Genomic DNA, 20,711 nt, shown 5'->3' with positions numbered 1-20,711 from the left:
TAAGGACTTGTAATATTTAAGATAAAAGTCTATTTATCCTCTTTTTTTTAATAAATTTATTAAACTAATAGTTTTAAAATATTTTATTGGAAATGAGAAGGAGTTTAGCTAACTTATGTGGAAATAGTACATAATAATGTTATAAGGTCTATTGGAGGGCTTATATGAACATAGATAACATAGTCATAAAGGGTAATAAAGAGGGGTTAAATGCTATAATAAATATGGATAATTTTAAGGATTTCGATGATATGTTAGATTGCTTAATCGAAAAATTATCCAAGGGAAAAAAGTTTTATAAAGGATGTACACTTAAGATTACAACAGATATAAAACTTATAAATGAAAAACAAGCTAAAAGGCTAAAAGAAGTTCTTTTTGAAGAGGTACTTATAAAAGATTGTATTTTGGAAGAAAAAGAGGAAAAGGTTAATAAGGTTTTTTCAGGAGTATATGAAGGAAGAACTAAGTTTATTAGGAAAACTGTAAGAAGTGGACAAGTTATTAGATACTCAGGAAATATAGTTATAATAGGAGACGTAAATTCTGGATCTGAGGTTTATGCAGATGGAAACGTCATAGTTGTTGGAAGTTTAAAAGGACAAGTAAGAGCAGGAGTAACAGGAAATGAAAGGGCTATAATAGTGGCATTTAACCTTCAACCCGAAATACTTCAGATAGCTAGTGTAATTACAAGGGCGCCAGAAGATACAATTAAACCAGAGTATCCAGAAGTGGCTAGGATAAGAGACGGCTCAATAATAGTAGAACCATACGTTATAAATAAATACATATAATTACAAGTAAAGTATTCATATAAAAAAATAATATATACATTGGAGGTCTTGGAATATGGGAGAAGCTATAGTAATAACTTCAGGAAAAGGTGGGGTAGGAAAAACTACTACCACAGCGAATATAGGAACAGCATTAGCGGCTATGGGTAAGAAGGTAGTGGCAATTGATGGTGATACAGGTCTTAGGAATCTTGATGTTTTAATGGGATTAGAAAATAGAATTGTTTTTACCATATTGGATATTTTTGAGGATAGATGTAGATTAAAACAAGCTCTTATAAAAGACAAGAGGTTTCCAAATCTATTTTTACTTCCAACTGCTCAAACTAGAGATAAAGGAGATATTAAACCAGGTCAAATGCTAAGTCTTGTAAATGAATTAAAAGAAGAATTTGATTATGTAATAATAGATAGCCCAGCTGGTATAGAGCAAGGATTTGAAAATGCAATTATAGGAGCAGATAGAGCTATAATAATAGTTAATCCTGAAATAACTTCAGTAAGGGATGCAGATAGGGTTATTGGTAAACTTGATTCAAAAGGTATTGAAAAACACCATATAATAATTAATAGATTAAATTATGAAATGACAAAGAGTGGTGATATGCTTGATGTAAATGATATAGTAGAGACCTTATCGGTAAAGTTACTAGGGGTAGTTCCTGATGATAGAAGTATAACAATATCTACAAATAAGGGTGAACCTATAGTTCTTGATGAAAAAGCTATTTCAGGAAAAGCCTTTATAAATATAGCAAAGAGAATAACTGGAGAAGAAGTTCCACTATTAAATTTAGGTGTAGAACAGTCAGGCTTTTTAAATACACTAAAGAATCTTTTTAAAAAAAATTAGGAGGATTATATTATGGAGTTTTTTTCAAAGGCGTTTTTAAATAAACCGTCTTCAAAAGATGTTGCAAAGGATAGGTTAAAACTTATTCTAATTCATGATAGAGGAGATCTTTCACCTCAACTTTTAGATATGATAAAAAGTGAGATTCTAGAAGTTATAAATAAGTATGTAGAGATAGATTCAGCAGATATTGAGATGGAACTTACTAGAACATCAGAATCTGAAGGGAATTATCCTGCATTAATTGCAAATATACCAATAAAGAAATTAAAGCAAAGGTAAATAAACTAAAAACTTTAGAGGGTCTGCAATTAAATATGAAATTATGTTATACTAAGGCATAATTCATTATTGTGGAGGTACATTATGCTAAAAAAATTAAAATTAGATTATAGATATATAAAGGAATTAGATTTTGGGATTTTAATAGGATCTATAGTAGTATTATTATATGGAGCCTTAAACATATATACAGTTACAAGAGGGAAGGTAGGTATCTATTATCTAAAACTTCAACTTATATGGCTGGTACTCGGGCTTGTAACGACTTACATAATATTATTAGTAGACTATACCATAATAAAAAAATTTACATCAATCATTTATTGGGGATCTGTGTCTATGCTTTTATTAACTAGAATAATCGGAAGTACTGTAAATGGAGCACAAGGTTGGATATCACTTGGAAATAGAGCTATTCAACCTGCTGAATTTGCAAAGCTTGGTATGATAATGATGCTAGCTAAAAAGTTAGATGAAATGGATGGCAATATAAATGATGTTAAGAACTTTTTTACGTTATGCTTTTATGCATTAATTCCTATGCTGCTTATTGTGGTTCAGCCAGATATGGGTATGGCTATGGTTTGCTTTTTCATTGTACTTGGTATATTTTTTACCATGGGTTTAAATATAAAAGTAATATTAGGCGGTATTATGGGAATTGCATCATCTATAGCTATACTTTGGAATTCTAAGCTTATGAAAGCTTATTGGAAAAGAAGACTAATTTCATTTTTAAGTCCTGAATCAGATGCGCTTGGAGCAGGTCTACAGGCCACTAGATCTAAAATAGGTATAGGATCTGGAGGTATTGTTGGTACAGGTATGGGCCTTAAAACTGGCTCAACTAGCTATGTTTCACAGTTTGTACCAGAAGCTCATACGGATTTTATATTTGCAGCTCTTGGCGAGCAATGGGGATTTGTTGGTGCGATATTGCTACTATTTTTATATGCAATAATAATTTATAGAGCTATTAATATAGCTAGAACCTCAAAGGATATATTTGGATCTGTAATTTGTGTAGGGGTAGTATCAGTATTTTTGTTTTCTATACTCCAAAACATAGGTATGACAGTGGGTATAATGCCTATTACAGGAATAACGCTTCCTCTTATGAGCTATGGTGGAAGCTCTGTATTAACTAATTATATTGCTATAGGTTTAATATTAAATATAGGTATGAGAAGAAAGAAAATAAACTTTTAAATTGTACCTAGGTATTATATCTAAAGATTATATCTAAGTATTATAGTATAAATGTTATTTTAAATGGACATTAGTAATATATATGATATAAGTAAAGAAATATAATAAGTTTTTAAATGGGATAAAATACAAATACAGGAGGAATATTATGAAAATAGCACTTATTGCTCATGATAAAATGAAAGATGATATTATAGATTTTATAAAAAGGTATAAAGACGTATTTAGAGAGCATGAGCTTTATGCAACAGGTACTACGGGAAGACTTATAAATGAAATCTTAAATTTAAAAGTTCATCGGTTTTTATCAGGACCTTTAGGAGGAGATCAACAAGTAGGAGCTAAAATTGCTGAAGGCAATATGGATTTAGTTATTTTCTTTAGAGATCCTCTAACATCACAACCACATGAACCAGATGTAACTGGGCTTTTAAGACTATGCGATGTGCATTGTATTCCTGTGGCAACTAATCTTGGCACAGCCGAGGTAATGATTAAAGCTTTAAAAAACAGAGTAGATATATAAAGAGTAATTAAAAAGGGCATTACAACATATTTAATATGATGTAATGCTCTTTTTAATTAAGAAAAAACACGTACATACTCATTATATATTTATATTTTAATAATTATTTCTTATTAATCATATTTATATCATTAAACTATCTTTTTATAAATATAAATATATAGATGAAAAAGATAAGGAGTGTTTTTATGAGTAATTATAATTCTCAGTATGAAAGCTATTATGAAAAGATCTCAAAAAAGAGAAAGGATACTCCAATTTATAATGGCTATGGTAATAAATATAGTGGATATAATGGCTATGACAATAAATATAAAGAAGATAGCGATGGGATAGCTTTATTTAGCGGAGAATATTTTATAAAAAGAATCATAAGGGACCTTTTAGGTACAGCCTTTTTATTTGTATTTGTTTTAACCTGTAAATTAATACAAACTCCAAATTCAAAAGCTGTTTATGCATACTCTAAAGAAATGGTATCTACTGATTTTGATTACAAAACTAAAATTAGTTATTTAAAAGGTATAGACATAAAGGAACTAAAAGAGGAAATAGAAGATAAAAGTGAAGATATAATGTCAAAACTTTTCAAAAAAGAAAATATAAAAGATAAGATTAAAGAAGAGTTTGAAGTACCTTTAAAGGGAGAAATAACCTCTGGGTTTAGTATTAGAAAAGATCCATTTACAGGAGAAAAGAAAAATCATACAGGTATAGATATAGACTGTAAAGAAGGCACCGAGATTAAAACTATATATAAAGGAAGGGTTAAGGAACTAGGGGAGGATGAATCTTATGGTAAATATGTAGCTATTGATCATGGAGATGGTATTGAAAGCAAGTATGCTCATTTAAAGGAATATAACTTAGAAAAAGATCAAGTATTAGAAAAGGGGGATATCATAGGTCAAAGTGGAAATACAGGAAAATCCACAGCTCCACACCTCCATTTTGAATTTTCTTATATGGGGCAATACAAAGATCCTTTGAGGTATTTTGATAAAGAATTGTTTAAAAATTAAAAGACGAGGGCTTACATGATAAAAATCAGCAAGTATTTTATTCCATACATATTAATTATGTTTATGGTAGGCTTCCATAAAAGCTTCTTCATTTCCTTGTTTTGGGTATTTATACATGAATTTAGCCATGCATTAATGGCTAAATTAGTAGGAGTTAAAAAGGTAGAGATTAAAATTACACCTATAGGATTTTCTATGACTGGAGATGAATTTAAAGATATTAGTTTTGCGAAAGAGGTAGCTATAGTTATAGCAGGTCCTGCTGCAAATATAATAATGTCTGTTATATTTTATTTTATATATAAAAATTATCATTTTGATATATTTGAAATTTCAATGAAAACTAATTTAGTTCTAGGAAGCTTTAACTTATTGCCAGCTTTACCTCTTGATGGTTCGAGGCTGCTCAATCTATATCTTCAAAGAAAGTATACTTGTAAAAGAGCTCATAAAATTAAAGTTAATACTAGCATGATTACAGGAATTCTAATTTTTAGCTGTTTTATTTTTTCGATATTTAATAATACATTAAATATAAGTCTTGGACTCTTGTCTTTTTTTATAATAAATATATCATATAAAGAAAAAGGGAGAATTGTTTATATTATAATAGGTGATATAATGAAGAAAAAGATTAAATTTTTAAAAAATCGATGTATAGAAAATAAGTCTTTATCTATAAGTTATAAGTACACGCTTTTAGAAACCTTAAGCCTAATTGATAAAAATAAATACTATACGTTTCTAGTTTTAGAGGATGATATGAAAGTTATAGACATAGTTTATGAGCAAGAAATCATAGAGGGACTAAAAGGCTATGGAAATATAACCTTAGATGAGTATATAATTATTAGGAACAGTAATAAATTATAATAATCTAAGGTGAGTCCAAAGTACTTGTATAATAAAGCTTACATATGATAAAATTATAAAATCTTATGAAAAAGGAGTTAACTAAATGAAAAGAATTACAGATGATATTTTATATAGAGTAGAAAAACCTGCTAGATATATTGGCGGAGAACTTAATTCTGTTTATAAGGACAAAGAAAACATAGATATAAGATTTGCTTTTTGTTTTCCTGATGTCTATGAGGTTGGTATGTCACACCTTGGTAGCAGAATACTTTATCATGTACTAAATGAGAGAGAAGATACTTACTGTGAGAGGGCCTACGCACCATGGCCTGATATGGAAGGGCTTATGAGGGAAAATAATATCCCGTTATACGCATTAGAAACAAAGGATTCTTTAAGTGAATTTCACATGCTTGGATTTACTCTTCAATATGAAATGAGTTATACAAACATTTTAAATATGCTTAATATGTCCAATATAACAATAAGAGCATCCAAAAGAGGTGAAGATGAGCCTATAATTATGGCTGGTGGACCCTGTGCTTATAATCCAGAGCCTCTTTATGATATAGTAGACTTCTTTGAAATTGGAGAAGGCGAAGAGATAATGAATGAGGTTTTAGATGTTTATAAAAAGTATAAAGGAAAAGGAAATAAAAAAGGATTCTTAAGAGAGATATCAAAGATAAGGGGGGTATACGTACCTTCCTTATATGATGTTACCTATAACGAAGATAATACTATAAAAGAATTTAAACCAAAGTATGAAGATGTACCTTCAAGTATTAAGAAAAGATTTATAACAAACTATGATAAGGTTAGTTATCCAAAAGAAATCATAGTTCCTTATACTGAAATAGTTCATGATAGAGTTATAGTTGAGACTTTTAGGGGATGTACTAATGGATGTAGATTTTGCCAGGCTGGTATGATTTATAGACCAGTTAGAGAAAAGTCTACAGAAACGCTTTTAAAGGATATAGATGCTTTGTTAAAAGCTACAGGTTATAGTGAAGTTTCGTTAAGTTCTTTAAGTATATGCGATTACTCAGATATACAAAATTTAATATTTAGTGTTATAGAAAAGTATAAAGAGCAAAATGTTTCAGTTTCACTTCCATCTATAAGGATAGACTCTTTTTCTGTAGATTTAATTAAAGAAATCCAAAAGGTAAGAAAAACTGGGCTTACATTTGCCCCTGAGGCCGGATCCCAAAGGATGAGGGATGTAATAAATAAAGGGGTTACTGAAAAGAAGGTTCTAGAAGCCACAAGAAGTGCATTTGAAGCAGGGTGGTCTGCTATTAAGTTATACTTTATGATAGGTCTACCTTATGAAACTATAGAGGATGTACAAGATATTGCAAAGTTATCAGATAAGGTTGCAGCTCAATACTTTTTGGTGCCTAAAGATGTAAGGAAAAAAGGGCTTAGAGTTACTTCAAGTACTTCAATATTTGTACCAAAACCTTTTACACCTTTCCAGTGGGCTCCTCAAAGCAAGATGGAAGATGTGGTAGAAAAGATTAAAGCCGTAAAGTATGCTATAACTAGTAAAGCAGTGGTTTATAATTATCATGAATCCTTAGTGTCTTATATGGAGGCTATATTTGCAAGAGGTGATAGAAGAATTTGTGATGTGTTAATTAAATCCTTTGAAATGGGTTCGAAATTTGATGGATGGTCTGAATACTTTAGTTTTGATAGATGGCAAGAAGCGTTGAAAGAATGTGGCGTATTAGGTGAGTTTTATGCATATAGAGATAGAAATTATGATGAGGTATTACCTTGGGATTTCATCGATATTGGGGTAAACAAATCTTACTTAATAGAAGAAAATGAAAAGGCTAAAAACACAGAACTTACACCAAATTGTAGACTTAAGTGTACGGGTTGTGGGGTAAATGTTAATTTTAAAGAAGGGAAGTGCTTTGAAGGTGCGTTATCTAATTAAATTTACAAAGGAAGGTGAAATAAAGTTTATTTCACACCTTGATCTTATGAGAACAATTCAAAGAATAATTAAAAGGGCGGACCTTCCTATAGATTACTCTAGAGGCTTTAATCCGCACCAAGATTTATCTATAGCACAACCTTTGTCAGTAGGAACTTATTCTAGTGGTGAGTATATGGATATGGGACTTAGGGAAGAATTAGACTGTGAAGAATTGAAGAATAGATTAAATTCTAATTGTCCAAAAGGAATAGAAATATTAGAAATATCAAAGGTTCCTCAAATAGAAAATGTTAAAAGAGTACCACAGGCTATGGCACTTGTAGATTTATCAGACTATACTATAAAGATAAGATTTAATAAAATAGATAAGGTAGAAGATGAACTTAAAGAGCTTTTAGAGAAGCCAGAGTGGACTACTACAAAAAAGAGTAAAAAAGGTGAGAGGGAAGTAGATTTAAAATCTATGATAAAAGATTTTAAATTCTGGGTATTAGAGGATAAGCTTATAATTAAGACTAGAATAAACTCTGGAAGTAGAGAACATCTATCACCTGAACTTTTAGCAACCTACATAAAGAGTAATATTAAAAATGTTAATACAGAAGCCTTTATAGATATAAAAAGAGAAGAGATGTTTGCATACAAAGATGAAAAAATAGTTCCTTTGTACAAATACATGGATTAACACACTGTAAAGAAGGGGATTTAATGAGAGATATATTCATAGAAAGACGAGAGAATTTACTTAGGATAGCAATAAAAGAAGATAATATATTAAAAGAATGTTTTATAGAAGAAGAGAGATTTGAACCACTGCCAGGGGAAATTTACAAGGGCACTATAAAAAACATTGTACCTGCAATTAAGTGCGCATTCATCGATATTGGATATAATAAAAATGCTTATATGTACATAAATCCTAGAGAAAAGAATAAGAGCTTAAAAAAAGGTCAGGATATATTAATAGAGGTTGCAAAAGAGGAAATTGGAGACAAAGGTGCAAAGGTAAATGGATTTATATCATTGCCAGGTAGATATACAGTTATAAATAATTTAAATAAAGGTATAAGCTTTTCTAAAAAGATTAAAGATGAGAAGTTCAAAGAAAATATACAAAATAATATACAAGGTTTAGATGATATAGCTGTAGTAATTAGAACTAATGCCCAATTTGTAGATGTAGATACTATAAATAAAGAAATTCAAAAACTTTATGAAAGTTATAAAAAGATATACACTACCTTTAACTATACATTAAAGCCTAAAAAGTTATATGGAGAAAGTAGCATAATATATAAGATATTAAGAGATAGTATAAATGGTGATACTGCATCAATTATAGTAGATAATCCTTCTGATTATGATGTTATAAAAGGTTATGTAGATGGAAAGCCAGATATAAGTGTAGATATATTTAACTATGAAGGCCATAGAAATATTTTTGATTATTATGAAATAGAAAAAGAAATATTAGCCCTTAGAAACTATACAGTACCACTAAATTGCGGAGGATGTATAGTTATAGAGAAAACCGAGGCTATGAACGTAATAGACGTAAACTCTGGTAAGAACGTAAGCAATAAAACCATGGAAAAAACAGCATATATGACAAATCATGAGGCCGCAGTAGAAATAGCAAGGCAAGTAAGGCTTAGAAATTTAAGTGGAATAATATTAATTGATTTTATTGATATGAAATATGATGAAGATAAGATAAAGGTATTAAGGGCTCTAGAAGATGGGTTTAAACAGGATAAAAATAAGACTATGATATATCCTTTCACAGAGCTTGGGCTTGTTCAAATTGCTAGGATGAGAAGAGGAAAGAGTATATATGAATATATACAAGAACCTTGTAGTGAATGTAACGGTAAGGGATCACTACTAAAACTTTCATATATAAGTCTTTTAATAAAAAATGATATACTAAAGGTAGATGCAGAAAGCAAAATAAATAACATATATATAGAAATAAATAATAGATATGAGCTTGAAATTACAAAAGATATGGCTAAATTTATTGAGACATTTAATGAACTAGGTAAAGAAATTTATCTAAAGTTTGTAGATGATGTAGAATACTTTAAGGTAGAGGCACTTATATTTAATGAAAAGATTGAAGACGTAAAAGAATATAAGGTAATAATATAGTAAATATCAAAAAAACATATTTACAAATAAATATACTTATGATAGAATAGCAAGGTAGACCGCACACATAAGGTTTAAATCAAAAATTTATTTTTGTACCTGAGATGGCGAGACTGGATCGAGGAGGTGTATTTATGTACGCAGTTTTAAAAACAGGTGGAAAGCAGTATAGAGTTCAAGAAGGAGATGTTCTTTTTGTTGAAAAGATAGAAGCTGAAGTAGATTCCACAATAGAATTAACAGATATTCTTGCAGTTACAAATGCTGAAGGAAAGTTAGTTGTAGGAAGTCCTGTTGTTGAAGGAGCTAAAGTTGTTGCTAAAGTTGTAGCACAAGGAAAAGCTAAGAAAATAGTAGTTTTTAAGTTTAAAGCTAAAAAAGACTATAGAAAGAAACAAGGACACAGACAACCATATACTAAAATAGCAATAGAAAAGATTGAAGCATAATTATGACCAACATACTATTTCAAAAAAGAGATGATAATTTCATTGCTTTTAAAATAGAAGGTCATTCAGATTATGCAGATAAAGGTGAAGATATAGTCTGCGCAGCTATTTCAGCACTATCACAATCAGTTGTGATAGGTCTTGAAGAAGTTTTGTATATAAAATCAGATTATGATATAAAAGATGGGTTTTTACATATGTCTTTAAAGGACAATTCTATACAAGATATAGAAAAGAGCCAAGTTCTTTTAAAAACCTTTTTTAAAAGTTTGAAGAGTATAAGTGTAAGTTACGTAAAATATATAACCATACAAATAGAGGAGGTGTAATGTTATGCTAATTATGAACCTTCAATTGTTTGCTCACAAAAAAGGAGTAGGAAGCTCAAGAAATGGTAGAGATTCTGAATCCAAAAGACTTGGAGTAAAATGTTCAGATGGAGAGTTTGTTCTTGCAGGAAATATATTAGTTAGACAAAGGGGAACTAAAATTCACCCAGGTACTAACGTAGGTTTAGGTAAGGACGATACTTTATTCGCTAAAGCTGATGGTGTTGTAAAATACGAAAGAATGGGAAAAGACAGAAAAAAAGCTAGTGTCTACCCAGCTGACGTTCAAGAAGCAATAGCTGAATAATTTTAGATGCTTTTTAAGCACCCATTAGTGGGTGCTTTTTTAAAATTCATTATTTTGAGGCCTATATTAGATAGAAATTAATAAAAAAAGAGGAAGGTGATAGAATTGTTTATTGATAGAACGAAAATATTTATTAAATCTGGAGATGGTGGACACGGATCAGTATCTTTTAGAAGAGAAAAGTATGTACCACTTGGAGGACCAGATGGCGGAGACGGAGGAAATGGTGGAGATGTAATACTTATTGCTGAAAGCAATATGACTACATTACTTGATTTTACCTATAAAAGAAAGTATGCGGCAGAAAGAGGTCAAGATGGTTCAGGATCTAAATGTTATGGTAGAAGAGGAGAAAATCTTTATATAAAGGTTCCTATGGGTACTATAATAAAGGATGAAGAGACAGGAAAAGTTATGGTTGATTTATCAAATCCTGGTCAAGAGTATGTAGTAGCAAGAGGTGGAACTGGTGGTAAAGGAAACGTTAAGTTTACTACACCTACAAGGCAAGCACCTAGCTTTGCAGAGCCTGGAATGCCAGGAGAAGAAAGAGCCATATTATTAGAATTAAAACTTTTAGCAGATGTAGGACTTATAGGTTTCCCAAATGTAGGAAAGTCTACCTTGTTATCTATGGTATCTAAAGCAACTCCAAAGATAGCTAATTATCACTTTACTACATTAAGACCAAATCTTGGAGTGGTAAGTGTAAAAAATATCGAACCTTTTGTTATAGCAGATATACCAGGAATAATTGAAGGTGCTGCAGAAGGCGTAGGTCTTGGACTTGACTTTTTAAGACATATAGAAAGAACCAGAGTACTTATCCACGTAGTAGATATATCAGGTGTTGAAGGAAGAGATGCTCTAGAAGACTTCTTAAAAATCAATGAAGAGTTAAAAAAATATGACGTAAAACTTTGGGATAGACCTCAAATTATAGCAGCAAACAAAAGTGATATGCTATATGATGAAGAAGTTTACGAAAACTTTGTATTAAAGCTTAATGAAATGGGATATGATAAAGTATTTAAGATATCTGCAGCTACAAATGAAGGGGTAGAAGATCTTATGAAAGAAGCAGCAAGAACTTTAACTACCATACCAGTAGTACAACTTGAAATAGCAGAAGAAGATAAATATGAAGTAGAATACAAGAGATTTAATTACACTATAGAGGAACAAGATAGAGTTTTTGTTATACAAGGAAGCTTTGTTGATAGATTACTCTTAGCTGTAAATGTTAATGATGCAGATTCTTTAAGATATTTCCATAAGGTTCTAAAAAATAAAGGTGTTTTGAATGAACTTAAAGAAATGGGTATAGAGGATGGAGATCTTGTAAGACTTAACAATTTTGAATTTGAATACTTATATTAATTAAGGAGTGGTAAATTTGATTACTAGTAAGCAAAGAGCTTATTTAAGATCTCTTGGAAATAAATTAGATTCTATATTCCAACTAGGAAAAAATGGTATAGAAAATACCTTTTTAAAACAAATTGATGAAGCATTAGAAGTTAGAGAATTAATAAAGATAACAGTTTTAAATAATAGCGATATTGACCCAAAAGAAGCTTCTAGAATTATATGTGAAAGATTAGGAGCAGATGGCGTTCAGTGTATAGGTAGCAAAGTAGTTTTATATAGAGAGTCTACTAAAAAACCTAAGATTGAATTACCTTAAAACCTTTTAATATCATGTAAAAGTGAGGCGTTAATATGAAGTCTAAGGGCATTTTTGGTGGAACCTTTGATCCTATACATATAGCACATATGTATATAGCAAGTGAGGCCTTAAGACAACTTTGCTTAGATGAGGTAATATTTGTCCCTAATGGTAATCCTCCACATAAAAAGGAGGGTAAAGTAACAGAGCCAAAGGTCAGATATGAACTTACTAAAATTGCTATAAAGGATTATAATAGATTTTCTATAAGTGATTATGAGATTTTTAAAAAAGGTTATAGTTATAGCTATGAAACTCTTCAGCATTTTAAGTCCATTGACAATTCTAAACTGTATTTTATAGTAGGTGCAGATAGTTTAATGGAAATATATAGCTGGAAGAATATAGAGTGCATATTAAAAGATTGCACCTTAGTAGTATTTAATAGACCTTCATATAATAAAGAAGATATTCTAGTACAAAAGAGTAAAGTGGAAAGAGAATTTCAAATAGAAATACTGTGGCTTGACTTATTGAACTTAGACATATCTTCTTCTTATATAAGGGATAGAATAAGAGAGGGTATAAACATAGAATATTTTTTGCCTTATGAGGTATATGATTGTATAAAGACAATGGGTCTTTATAAATAAGGAGATGTTATTTATGTGGACAGAAACTGAAATAAAAAGATACCTTAAAGAAAACCTAAAAGAAGATAGGTACCTACATGTACTTGGAGTTGAAAGTACCGCAGAAAGGTTAGCTAAGATTTATGATGAGGATGTAGAAAGGGCTAAACTTGCAGCGCTTATACATGATGCTGCAAAAAATAAAACTGTAAAAGAAATAGAATATATAATAAAATCAGAAGGAATAAGAATAGATAAGGAAATGTCTAAAGCACCAGTGCTTTTACATGGACTTGCAGGAGCTATAATAGGTAAAACATTAATGGGCATAGAAGATGAAGACGTTTTTAATGCTGCTGCATATCATACAACAGGAAGAGAAAATATGAGTAAACTTGAGAAAATAATCTACCTTTCAGATTATATAGAACCTAATAGAGACTTTCCAGGAGTTCAAGATATTAGAATGATTGCATTAAAGGATTTAGATGAGGGAGTACTTTATGCTATGGACCATACCATAAGGTATATAATTAAAAAAGGTCAGATACTTTTAAATGGAACAGTTAATGCAAGAAATTATTTAATACAAAATAAAATAAATAGGAGTTAAATATGGATATAGATGAAGGCATGAATAAAAGAAGATTAAAGAAACTTTTATGTATAGCACTATCTGTTGTAATTTGTATCTTTTTAATTGGTGTATTATATCTATTTGGAGCTAGTAGAAAGTTAAACGAAAAGGTTGAATCTCAGGCTAAAATTATAAAACCTGTAGATACAAAAAGATCACTGCCAATAAACATACTCATTTTAGGAGTAGATATTGGTGATCCTAATATAAAGGAAAATGAGGATATAAAAAGAACAGATTCTATGATGATCCTCCATTACAATCCTAGTGAAAAGGATATAAAAGTTATATCCATACCTAGGGATACAAAGATAAAAATAAATAATAAAGATATAAAAATAAATTCAGCTTATGCCTTTGGAGGAGCTAAAAAGACCATTGAAGTAGTAGAAAATATGCTAGATACGACAATAAATTATTACATTAAGTTAGATTATAAAGCTTTCACAAAATTTATAGATGCTATAGGTGGAGTGAATATAGATATAGAGGAAGATATGAACTACGATGATGAAGGCCAAGATCTTCACATTGATTTTAAAAAAGGAAGAGGTATCCACCTTGATGGTAAAAAGTCAGAAGAATTTTTTAGGTGGAGAAAAAACAACGATGGAACAGGTCTTGCAGAAGGTGACCTTGGTAGAATAAAAAACCAGCATATATTCATGGAAAAGGTAACAAAGAAGATTAAAAGTCCCATGATGCCCTTAAGAATACCTAAAATCTTATCTGTTATTGAAGAAAATGTGGAAACGAATATGTCCCCTAGTGCTATGATTAAACATGGATCTAAAGGAATTGAATTATCTACAAGGGATATAAAGTTTTGTATCCTAGAGGGAGAGCCTAAATACATTAAAGGAATTTCATATTTTATATATGATAAAAATAAAAATAAAGATACATTACAATCATTACAATCTGTAAGTAAAACTGCATCATCTATTACTAGCGGAGGCATTGATAAGAGTAAACTTAAGGTGAAGGTATTAAATGGAACTAATGTAGAGGGCCTTGCAAAAGTATATTCTAGTATGCTAAAAAACCTTGGGTATCAGAATATAATAATAGGTAATGGAGAAAAACTTATGGAGAGTAAAGCTTATATAAAAGATAATAATAAAGACTTAAAAAGTATAATAAAACAGGATTTTAATATTAAAAGTGTTCAATCCCTAGAAGGAAAACAGGGAGATTTTGATATAATAATTATACTTGGAGAAGATAAAAAGACTTTAAAGAATTAATCGAGGTATTAAAGATGAATAATTTAGAATTTATAGTAGAAAAAGAAGCGGTAGGACTTAAGATAAGAGACTACTTAAAGCACCATAAAGGCCTTTCAAGTAGACTAATAAGAGGAGCTGCACCAGAGGGTAGAATAAAGGTAAATGGTGATGTAGTTAAATTAAACCACATTATAAAAGAAGGCGAAAATATATCCGTAGACATTAACAAAAAAGAAAGCCAAAATATTGAGGCAGAGGATATGCCTTTAGACATAGTTTATGAAGATGAAGATGTGTTAGTAGTAAATAAACCACCTTTTATGGTAGTGCATCCAACTAGAAAGCATAAGCTAGGTACACTATCTAACGGAGTAATATATCACTTTAAGGAAAATAAGTCTGCATCTGTAGTACGGCTTGTTAGCAGACTTGATATGAATACATCGGGCCTTATAATAATAGCTAAAAACCAATATTCACATGCAAAACTATCAGAAGCTATGAAGCTTCCTGAATTTAAAAAGTATTATAGAGCTGTAGTTCATGGATCCTTTGAAGAAGACTTTGGAACTATAGACTTACCTATCTATTACCCTGGTGAAGAATTTATAAAAAGGGTAGTTGATGAAAGAGGTCAAAAAAGTGTTACTCACTATAAGGTTAAAGAAAGATATGCTGAGGCTACACTTCTAGAATTGATATTAGAAACAGGTAGGACACACCAGATTAGGGTACACCTAGAGCATATGGGACATTCTATATATGGAGATGAACTATATAGCATATATGATGATAGTGAAATTATAAAAAGGCAGGCACTTCATGCTTACGCCTTAGAATTTCCACACCCTCGAACGGGGAAGATAATAAATCTAACATCAGAGCTTCCAGAGGATATTAAAAGTTTGATGGAACAACTAAGAATTTAATATTATATAAATTTAAAGACTTTTATTAAAAAAAGCAGATTTTTAGAAATCTGCTTTTTTGTGTTTGTATTTATTATGGTTGTTAATTTGTTTAATTCTTTTTCTAATAAGGCTTGTACCAAATAAGAAGATTCCTGTAAGTGTTAACACGTAAGAAGCTTTGAACTTAGAAAGGCCTTTGTCAATAGAATTCTTAGCTACTGAAATGTAAGATGCATTTCTTGTAATACCACTATATAGGTCAAGGGTTCCTACGTTCTTTTCGTTAATGTTTATTCTAGAATTAATTATTGTATCTCCCTCATTAAAGCTTACATTAGTTAAGTCTTTATCTTCTAAATGTATTTTACCTACAGGATCTTTTGAGTGATTTTTACCTGAAGTATTTAAGTCTTCAACATAATAAAAGTCGTTTGTAGCTAAAAGGGGTATAGAAACATCTTTATCTATATAGTAGCTTGAAACCTTGTCACCTTTTGAAAAGAGTTTAAAAGTTTTATATCTAGAAAAACCGTATTCAAAAAGGTTCTTAGAGTCAGCGAAATATGTGTCTTTATCGGGTGCATCTAAAAAGGCTAGTATAAGTTTTTGATTATCTTTTTCAGCTATAGCTGTATAAGTATGCCTTGAAAGTGTAGTATAGCCAGTCTTACCACCTACACATTCTTCATAAAAGAATTTACTGTCTTTTAAAATTAATGAATTTTTATTGTTTACCCATCTTATTTCTGGAGTAATATTAGTTGAAGGTATCTTATAAAACGGTGCATCTTCTATTCTTAAAAATATTGGGTTTTTATAAGCTTCCCTAGTTATTAGCGCTAAATCATAAGCCGTGGTTACGTGACCTTCCTCGTACAATCCACTAGGATTTTTAAAGTTGGTATTTTCGCAGCCAATACTTTTTGCTCTTTCATTCATAAGTTTAGCAAAGTTTTCATTAGTTCCACTTATATGTTCAGCTAAAGCCTCAGCAGCATCATTAGCTGAGTCTAAAAGCAGGGAATATAAAAGGTCTTCTACAGTAAACTCTTCCCCTTCTTTAACGCCGATTGCAGTTCCATCAGCATTAGGTGGATTCTTACCTATTAGAACCTTATCCTTTAATGTAGTATTTTCTAAAACTAGTATTGCAGTCATAACCTTTGTAGTTGAAGCTGGTGCCATAGGAACTTTTGCATTTTTGTTAAAAAGTATTTTTCCTGTATTAGCTTCTATTAATACAGCACCTTTAGAATGTATTTCAGGATCTTTAAGATTAGTAGCTTTTACTGTATAAGAATTACTACAGAGTAGAATAAACACTATTAACAAAAAAAAGCTTTTCTTCATTATTTCACCCATCCTTTTAATATCATTATAAGTATCATAAAATATAACAAAGTATGAAGATATATAATAGTATAGTATAAATTATTATAACAAAGAAAAGGAACTTTTACGATATATTTTATAATGTTTAGTCAATAATGAATTATAAGAGTATAAGGAGATGAGAAATTGAAGATAAAAAACAAAGAGAAATATATAGGTATAGCAATGATTTCAGTAATATTCATGGCATTCTTTATTGCAAACAAAGTCTTCATACAAAAACCTAAAGTTAACAATGAAGACATATTTGTATCAGAAAAAGAATCCGTAGAGGAAACTAAATCAGTAGCAAATAAGGAAAAGCCTAAGGGGAAAAAGATAACTGTAGAAATAAAAGGAGAAGTAAAAGAACCAGAGGTTTATGTGATGGAAGATTACAGTATAGTTAAAGATGTTATTGTAGAAGCTGGAGGTATAACAGAAAAAGGAGATTTAAACAGTGTGAATCAAGCAAAAAAGTTAAGAGACGGGGACTGTATCATAATACCATCTACAGATGGGAATTCAAGACCTGTATCAGGGGGAACCGCAATGCCTGGAGGTAAAGATGAAATTATAAATATAAATAGTGCAACAAAGGAAGAACTTATGAAATTACCTGGAGTAGGTGAGGTTACAGCAGGTAAGATAATTGATTACAGGGAAAGTAGTGGTGGGTTTTCAACAGTTGAAGATATGAAAAATATTGGTGGTATAGGGGATAAAACTTTAGCTAAGTTTAAAGATAAGATAGATGTACGATAAGGTAGATGCAAGGCAAGCTTAAAGCGTAAAAATATTAATATTTTACACATTAAATAGTTAATATTTAGACATATCTTAAAAGCTTAGGATTTAAAGGTTACTCTACCTTTAAACTTTATGTCAAATAATATATAATAAAGAAGAATGAAAATTTAATTAAGAGGTGATATTATATGGACGTTAAACTTACACAATACGCAAAAACCTCAGGATGAGCAGCTAAAATAGGGCCGGAGACCCTTTCGAAAATATTAGATAAATTACCTAAGATGAAAGATGATAATTTAATTGTAGGTATAGAAACCAGTGACGATGCAGCAGTTTATAAATTAAGTGATGATATAGCAACAATACAAACTTTAGACTTTTTTACACCAGTTGTAGATGATCCTTATACCTTTGGGCAAATTGCTGCATCTAATTCATTAAGCGATGTTTATGCAATGGGAGGAAAGCCTATAGTGGCATTAAACATAGTTTGTTTTCCGAACTGCCTTCCTATTGAAGTTTTAGGGGAAATATTAAAAGGTGGAGCAGATAAGGTATTAGAATCAGGTGCTGTAGTAGTAGGAGGCCATTCAGTTCAAGATGATGAACCTAAATTTGGACTATCTGTTACAGGGACAGTTCACCCAGATAAGGTATGGAAAAATTATGGATGCAAAGAAGGCGAAGTTTTAATATTAACGAAGCCTTTAGGACTTGGAATATTAAATACAGCAATAAAGGGAGAAATGGCTAGTAAAAAGGCTTATGACATGGCAGTTAAGGTAATGGTAACCCTTAATAAATATGCAGCAGAAGCTATTATGGGTAAAGATATAAGCGCATGTACTGATATTACTGGCTTTGGACTTATGGGACATGGATTTGAGATGGCAAAAGGGTCTGATGTAACTTTAAAGATATATAAAGACAAGGTTCCTTATATAGAAGAAGCTAAAGAATATGCTAGTATGGGACTAGTTCCAGAGGGAAGTTACAAAAATAGAGAATTTATAAAAGGTAAGTACAAATTAGATAATGTAGATACATGGATGGAAGATATACTATTTGATCCTCAAACTTCAGGTGGACTTCTTGTGAGCTGCAATGAAGAAACAGCGGCAGAAATAATGAAAAGCCTAGATAAGCTAGACATAAAGTCAAGCATAATAGGTGAAGTGTTACCTAAAGGTGACGTAGATATAATAGTAGTATAGAAACTATAGGGATTAGATAAATACTTAGTAGTGTATAAATAAAAATTATAAATAAAAAAATTATATATAAGGTATATATAACGGTAGTTTAGGAATCTTTAAAATAACTTAGGAGTAATAATACTTTAACTGTTATTTTAAAGATGTGTTAAAGGAGGGGTGGCGTATGAATAAAGATTTATTAAGAAAATTACCTAAGATGGATGAATTACTTGAAGAAAAGTCAGTGCTAAATGCTTTAGATAATAATATGAGGGTTATTGTCATGGAATCTTTAAGAGAAACTATAGAATTTTATAGAAAGTCCATACTTAAAGATGATATTGAAGACTTTTCTAAAGAGGATATAATGAGTTATTTCAATAAAATCTTAGAAAAGAAACGTAAACCTAATTTAAAAAAGGTAGTAAATGGTGCAGGTATTGTAATTCATACTAATTTAGGTAGGTCTATATTATGTGACGAGGCTTTAGAAAACGTTATTGACGTAGCAAAAAATTATAATAACCTTGAATATGATCTAATAGAGGGTAAAAGAGGATCAAGATATAGTCACATAGAAGAGATTATAAAAAAGATCACAGGAGCTGAGGCAGCGGTAGTAGTTAATAATAATGCAGCAGCTGTAATGTTAGTTTTAAACACTCTTTGTGAGGATAAAGAAGCCATAGTTTCAAGAGGACAGCTAGTTGAAATAGGAGGTTCTTTTAGAATACCTGAAGTAATGAAATTTAGTAGGGCAAAACTTATGGAAGTTGGAACTACCAATAGAACTCATCTTTATGATTATGAAGATAATATAAATGAAAATACTGGAGTTTTATTAAAGGTACATACTTCAAATTTTAAGATAATGGGCTTTACAGAAGAGGTACCTATTGAAGAATTAGTGGAACTTGGTATAAAATATGATAAGCCAATAATAGAGGATATAGGAAGTGGAGTTCTTTTAGATTTATCTAAATATGGATTCATACATGAGCCTACAGTACAAGAAAGCATAAAAAAGGGAATTGACGTAGTTACTTTTAGTGGAGATAAAATGCTAGGTGGACCTCAAGCTGGAATAATTGTAGGAAAGAAAAAGTATATAGATAGAATAAAGAAGAATCAATTAACAAGGGCACTTAGAATAGATAAGATGACATTAGCAGCCCTTGAGGGTACTTTAACTTGTTATTTAGATGAAAAGGAAGCATTAAAAAGAGTACCTACATTAAGGATGATGTTATTAGACCCCGAAGAACTAAAAAGAAGAGCACAAAAGCTTAAAAGAAAACTTCAAGGAGCTCCAAAACATTTTAGTTTTAATATAGAAAAAGACTTTTCTATGGTAGGTGGAGGATCTATGCCTACAGAAAAAATCGAAAGCTATGCGCTTAAAGTAAAGAGCGATAAGGTTCCAGCATCAGTTATAGAAGAAAAACTAAGAAGTAATACTATTCCTATAATAGCAAGAGTTTATAATGGAGAAATTATAATAGATGTAAGAGCCCTTTTAGAAGAAGATCTAGACATAATAGCTAAGGCTTTTAAAAGCATGGGAGAGGTTTAA

23 protein-coding genes are annotated in these 20,711 nt (G+C 30.5%); 22 read left to right on the top strand and 1 reads right to left on the bottom strand.

The features are described from left to right. Positions 1-164 precede the first annotated feature (164 nt). The 19 genes from minC (at position 165) to DY168_RS10130 (ending at position 15,836) form a co-directional block, all read left to right on the top strand. Positions 165-797, top strand: a complete 633-nt coding sequence (minC, locus tag DY168_RS10220) for a septum site-determining protein MinC (protein WP_115641656.1) — start codon at positions 165-167, stop codon at positions 795-797. 55 nt (positions 798-852) lie between these two features. Continuing rightward, the gene (gene minD / locus DY168_RS10215; protein ID WP_115641655.1) at positions 853-1,650 is read left to right on the top strand and encodes a septum site-determining protein MinD; all 798 of its coding nucleotides are present in this window, start codon (positions 853-855) and stop codon (positions 1,648-1,650) included. Between the two features lie 12 nt (positions 1,651-1,662). Next, a complete protein-coding gene (minE, locus tag DY168_RS10210) occupies positions 1,663-1,932 on the top strand; it encodes a cell division topological specificity factor MinE (RefSeq protein ID WP_115641654.1) in 270 nt (89 codons plus the stop codon). Positions 1,933-2,016: 84 nt separating this feature from the next. Beyond that, positions 2,017-3,141 (top strand): rod shape-determining protein RodA, encoded by a 1,125-nt coding sequence (gene rodA / locus DY168_RS10205; RefSeq protein ID WP_115641653.1) that lies wholly within the window; start codon positions 2,017-2,019, stop codon positions 3,139-3,141. Between the two features lie 148 nt (positions 3,142-3,289). Further along, a complete protein-coding gene (mgsA, locus tag DY168_RS10200) occupies positions 3,290-3,667 on the top strand; it encodes a methylglyoxal synthase (protein ID WP_115641652.1) in 378 nt (125 codons plus the stop codon). 188 nt (positions 3,668-3,855) lie between these two features. After that, positions 3,856-4,689 carry a M23 family metallopeptidase gene (locus DY168_RS10195; RefSeq protein ID WP_115641651.1) on the top strand — a complete coding sequence of 278 codons (834 nt, stop codon included), beginning with the start codon at positions 3,856-3,858 and terminating at the stop codon, positions 4,687-4,689. A gap of 15 nt (positions 4,690-4,704) precedes the next feature. Further along, the gene (locus tag DY168_RS10190) at positions 4,705-5,562 is read left to right on the top strand and encodes a M50 family metallopeptidase (protein ID WP_115641650.1); all 858 of its coding nucleotides are present in this window, start codon (positions 4,705-4,707) and stop codon (positions 5,560-5,562) included. Between the two features lie 85 nt (positions 5,563-5,647). After that, a complete protein-coding gene (locus tag DY168_RS10185) occupies positions 5,648-7,501 on the top strand; it encodes a TIGR03960 family B12-binding radical SAM protein (protein WP_115641649.1) in 1,854 nt (617 codons plus the stop codon). After that, positions 7,485-8,189: a TIGR03936 family radical SAM-associated protein gene (locus DY168_RS10180; protein ID WP_115642474.1), complete on the top strand. Its 705-nt coding sequence runs from the start codon at positions 7,485-7,487 to the stop codon at positions 8,187-8,189. The genes DY168_RS10185 and DY168_RS10180 overlap by 17 nt, the downstream gene beginning before the upstream one ends. A gap of 23 nt (positions 8,190-8,212) precedes the next feature. Next, entirely contained in the window at positions 8,213-9,655 is a 1,443-nt protein-coding gene (locus DY168_RS10175) for an Rne/Rng family ribonuclease (protein ID WP_115641648.1), read from the top strand. Between the two features lie 134 nt (positions 9,656-9,789). Then, positions 9,790-10,104 carry a 50S ribosomal protein L21 gene (gene rplU, locus DY168_RS10170; protein ID WP_115641647.1) on the top strand — a complete coding sequence of 105 codons (315 nt, stop codon included), beginning with the start codon at positions 9,790-9,792 and terminating at the stop codon, positions 10,102-10,104. 2 nt (positions 10,105-10,106) lie between these two features. Next, positions 10,107-10,433 (top strand): ribosomal-processing cysteine protease Prp, encoded by a 327-nt coding sequence (locus DY168_RS10165; RefSeq protein WP_115641646.1) that lies wholly within the window; start codon positions 10,107-10,109, stop codon positions 10,431-10,433. A 4-nt stretch (positions 10,434-10,437) separates the two neighbouring features. Further along, entirely contained in the window at positions 10,438-10,740 is a 303-nt protein-coding gene (gene rpmA / locus DY168_RS10160; RefSeq protein WP_029450787.1) for a 50S ribosomal protein L27, read from the top strand. A 105-nt stretch (positions 10,741-10,845) separates the two neighbouring features. Further along, positions 10,846-12,120 (top strand): GTPase ObgE, encoded by a 1,275-nt coding sequence (gene obgE, locus DY168_RS10155; RefSeq protein ID WP_115641645.1) that lies wholly within the window; start codon positions 10,846-10,848, stop codon positions 12,118-12,120. Between the two features lie 16 nt (positions 12,121-12,136). After that, positions 12,137-12,427, top strand: coding sequence for a YhbY family RNA-binding protein (locus DY168_RS10150; protein WP_115641644.1), 291 nt, complete (start codon positions 12,137-12,139; stop codon positions 12,425-12,427). Between the two features lie 35 nt (positions 12,428-12,462). Then, positions 12,463-13,062, top strand: a complete 600-nt coding sequence (gene nadD / locus DY168_RS10145) for a nicotinate-nucleotide adenylyltransferase (RefSeq protein WP_115641643.1) — start codon at positions 12,463-12,465, stop codon at positions 13,060-13,062. Between the two features lie 13 nt (positions 13,063-13,075). Then, entirely contained in the window at positions 13,076-13,654 is a 579-nt protein-coding gene (gene yqeK, locus DY168_RS10140) for a bis(5'-nucleosyl)-tetraphosphatase (symmetrical) YqeK (protein ID WP_115641642.1), read from the top strand. A gap of 2 nt (positions 13,655-13,656) precedes the next feature. After that, positions 13,657-14,925, top strand: coding sequence for an LCP family protein (locus tag DY168_RS10135; protein ID WP_115641641.1), 1,269 nt, complete (start codon positions 13,657-13,659; stop codon positions 14,923-14,925). A gap of 14 nt (positions 14,926-14,939) precedes the next feature. After that, positions 14,940-15,836, top strand: coding sequence for an RluA family pseudouridine synthase (locus DY168_RS10130; RefSeq protein ID WP_115641640.1), 897 nt, complete (start codon positions 14,940-14,942; stop codon positions 15,834-15,836). 42 nt (positions 15,837-15,878) lie between these two features. Here the strand turns inward: DY168_RS10130 and DY168_RS10125 are convergent, their stop codons facing one another. Beyond that, entirely contained in the window at positions 15,879-17,168 is a 1,290-nt protein-coding gene (locus DY168_RS10125; protein WP_172556319.1) for a D-alanyl-D-alanine carboxypeptidase family protein, read from the bottom strand. A gap of 168 nt (positions 17,169-17,336) precedes the next feature. On the opposite strand from DY168_RS10125, the gene DY168_RS10120 reads away from it, so the two are divergent. The 3 genes from DY168_RS10120 to selA all read left to right on the top strand — a co-directional run bounded on the left by DY168_RS10120 (position 17,337) and on the right by selA (position 20,711). Beyond that, positions 17,337-17,954 (top strand): helix-hairpin-helix domain-containing protein, encoded by a 618-nt coding sequence (locus DY168_RS10120; RefSeq protein ID WP_242984110.1) that lies wholly within the window; start codon positions 17,337-17,339, stop codon positions 17,952-17,954. Positions 17,955-18,127: 173 nt separating this feature from the next. Then, positions 18,128-19,156: a selenide, water dikinase SelD gene (selD, locus tag DY168_RS10115; protein ID WP_115641638.1), complete on the top strand. Its 1,029-nt coding sequence runs from the start codon at positions 18,128-18,130 to the stop codon at positions 19,154-19,156. A gap of 166 nt (positions 19,157-19,322) precedes the next feature. Beyond that, the gene (gene selA / locus DY168_RS10110; protein WP_115641637.1) at positions 19,323-20,711 is read left to right on the top strand and encodes an L-seryl-tRNA(Sec) selenium transferase; all 1,389 of its coding nucleotides are present in this window, start codon (positions 19,323-19,325) and stop codon (positions 20,709-20,711) included.

This window comes from Clostridium putrefaciens, assembly GCF_900461105.1.
Classification (GTDB): domain Bacteria; phylum Bacillota; class Clostridia; order Clostridiales; family Clostridiaceae; genus Clostridium_L; species Clostridium_L putrefaciens.
This window is presented reverse-complemented; position numbering and strand designations above follow the sequence as displayed.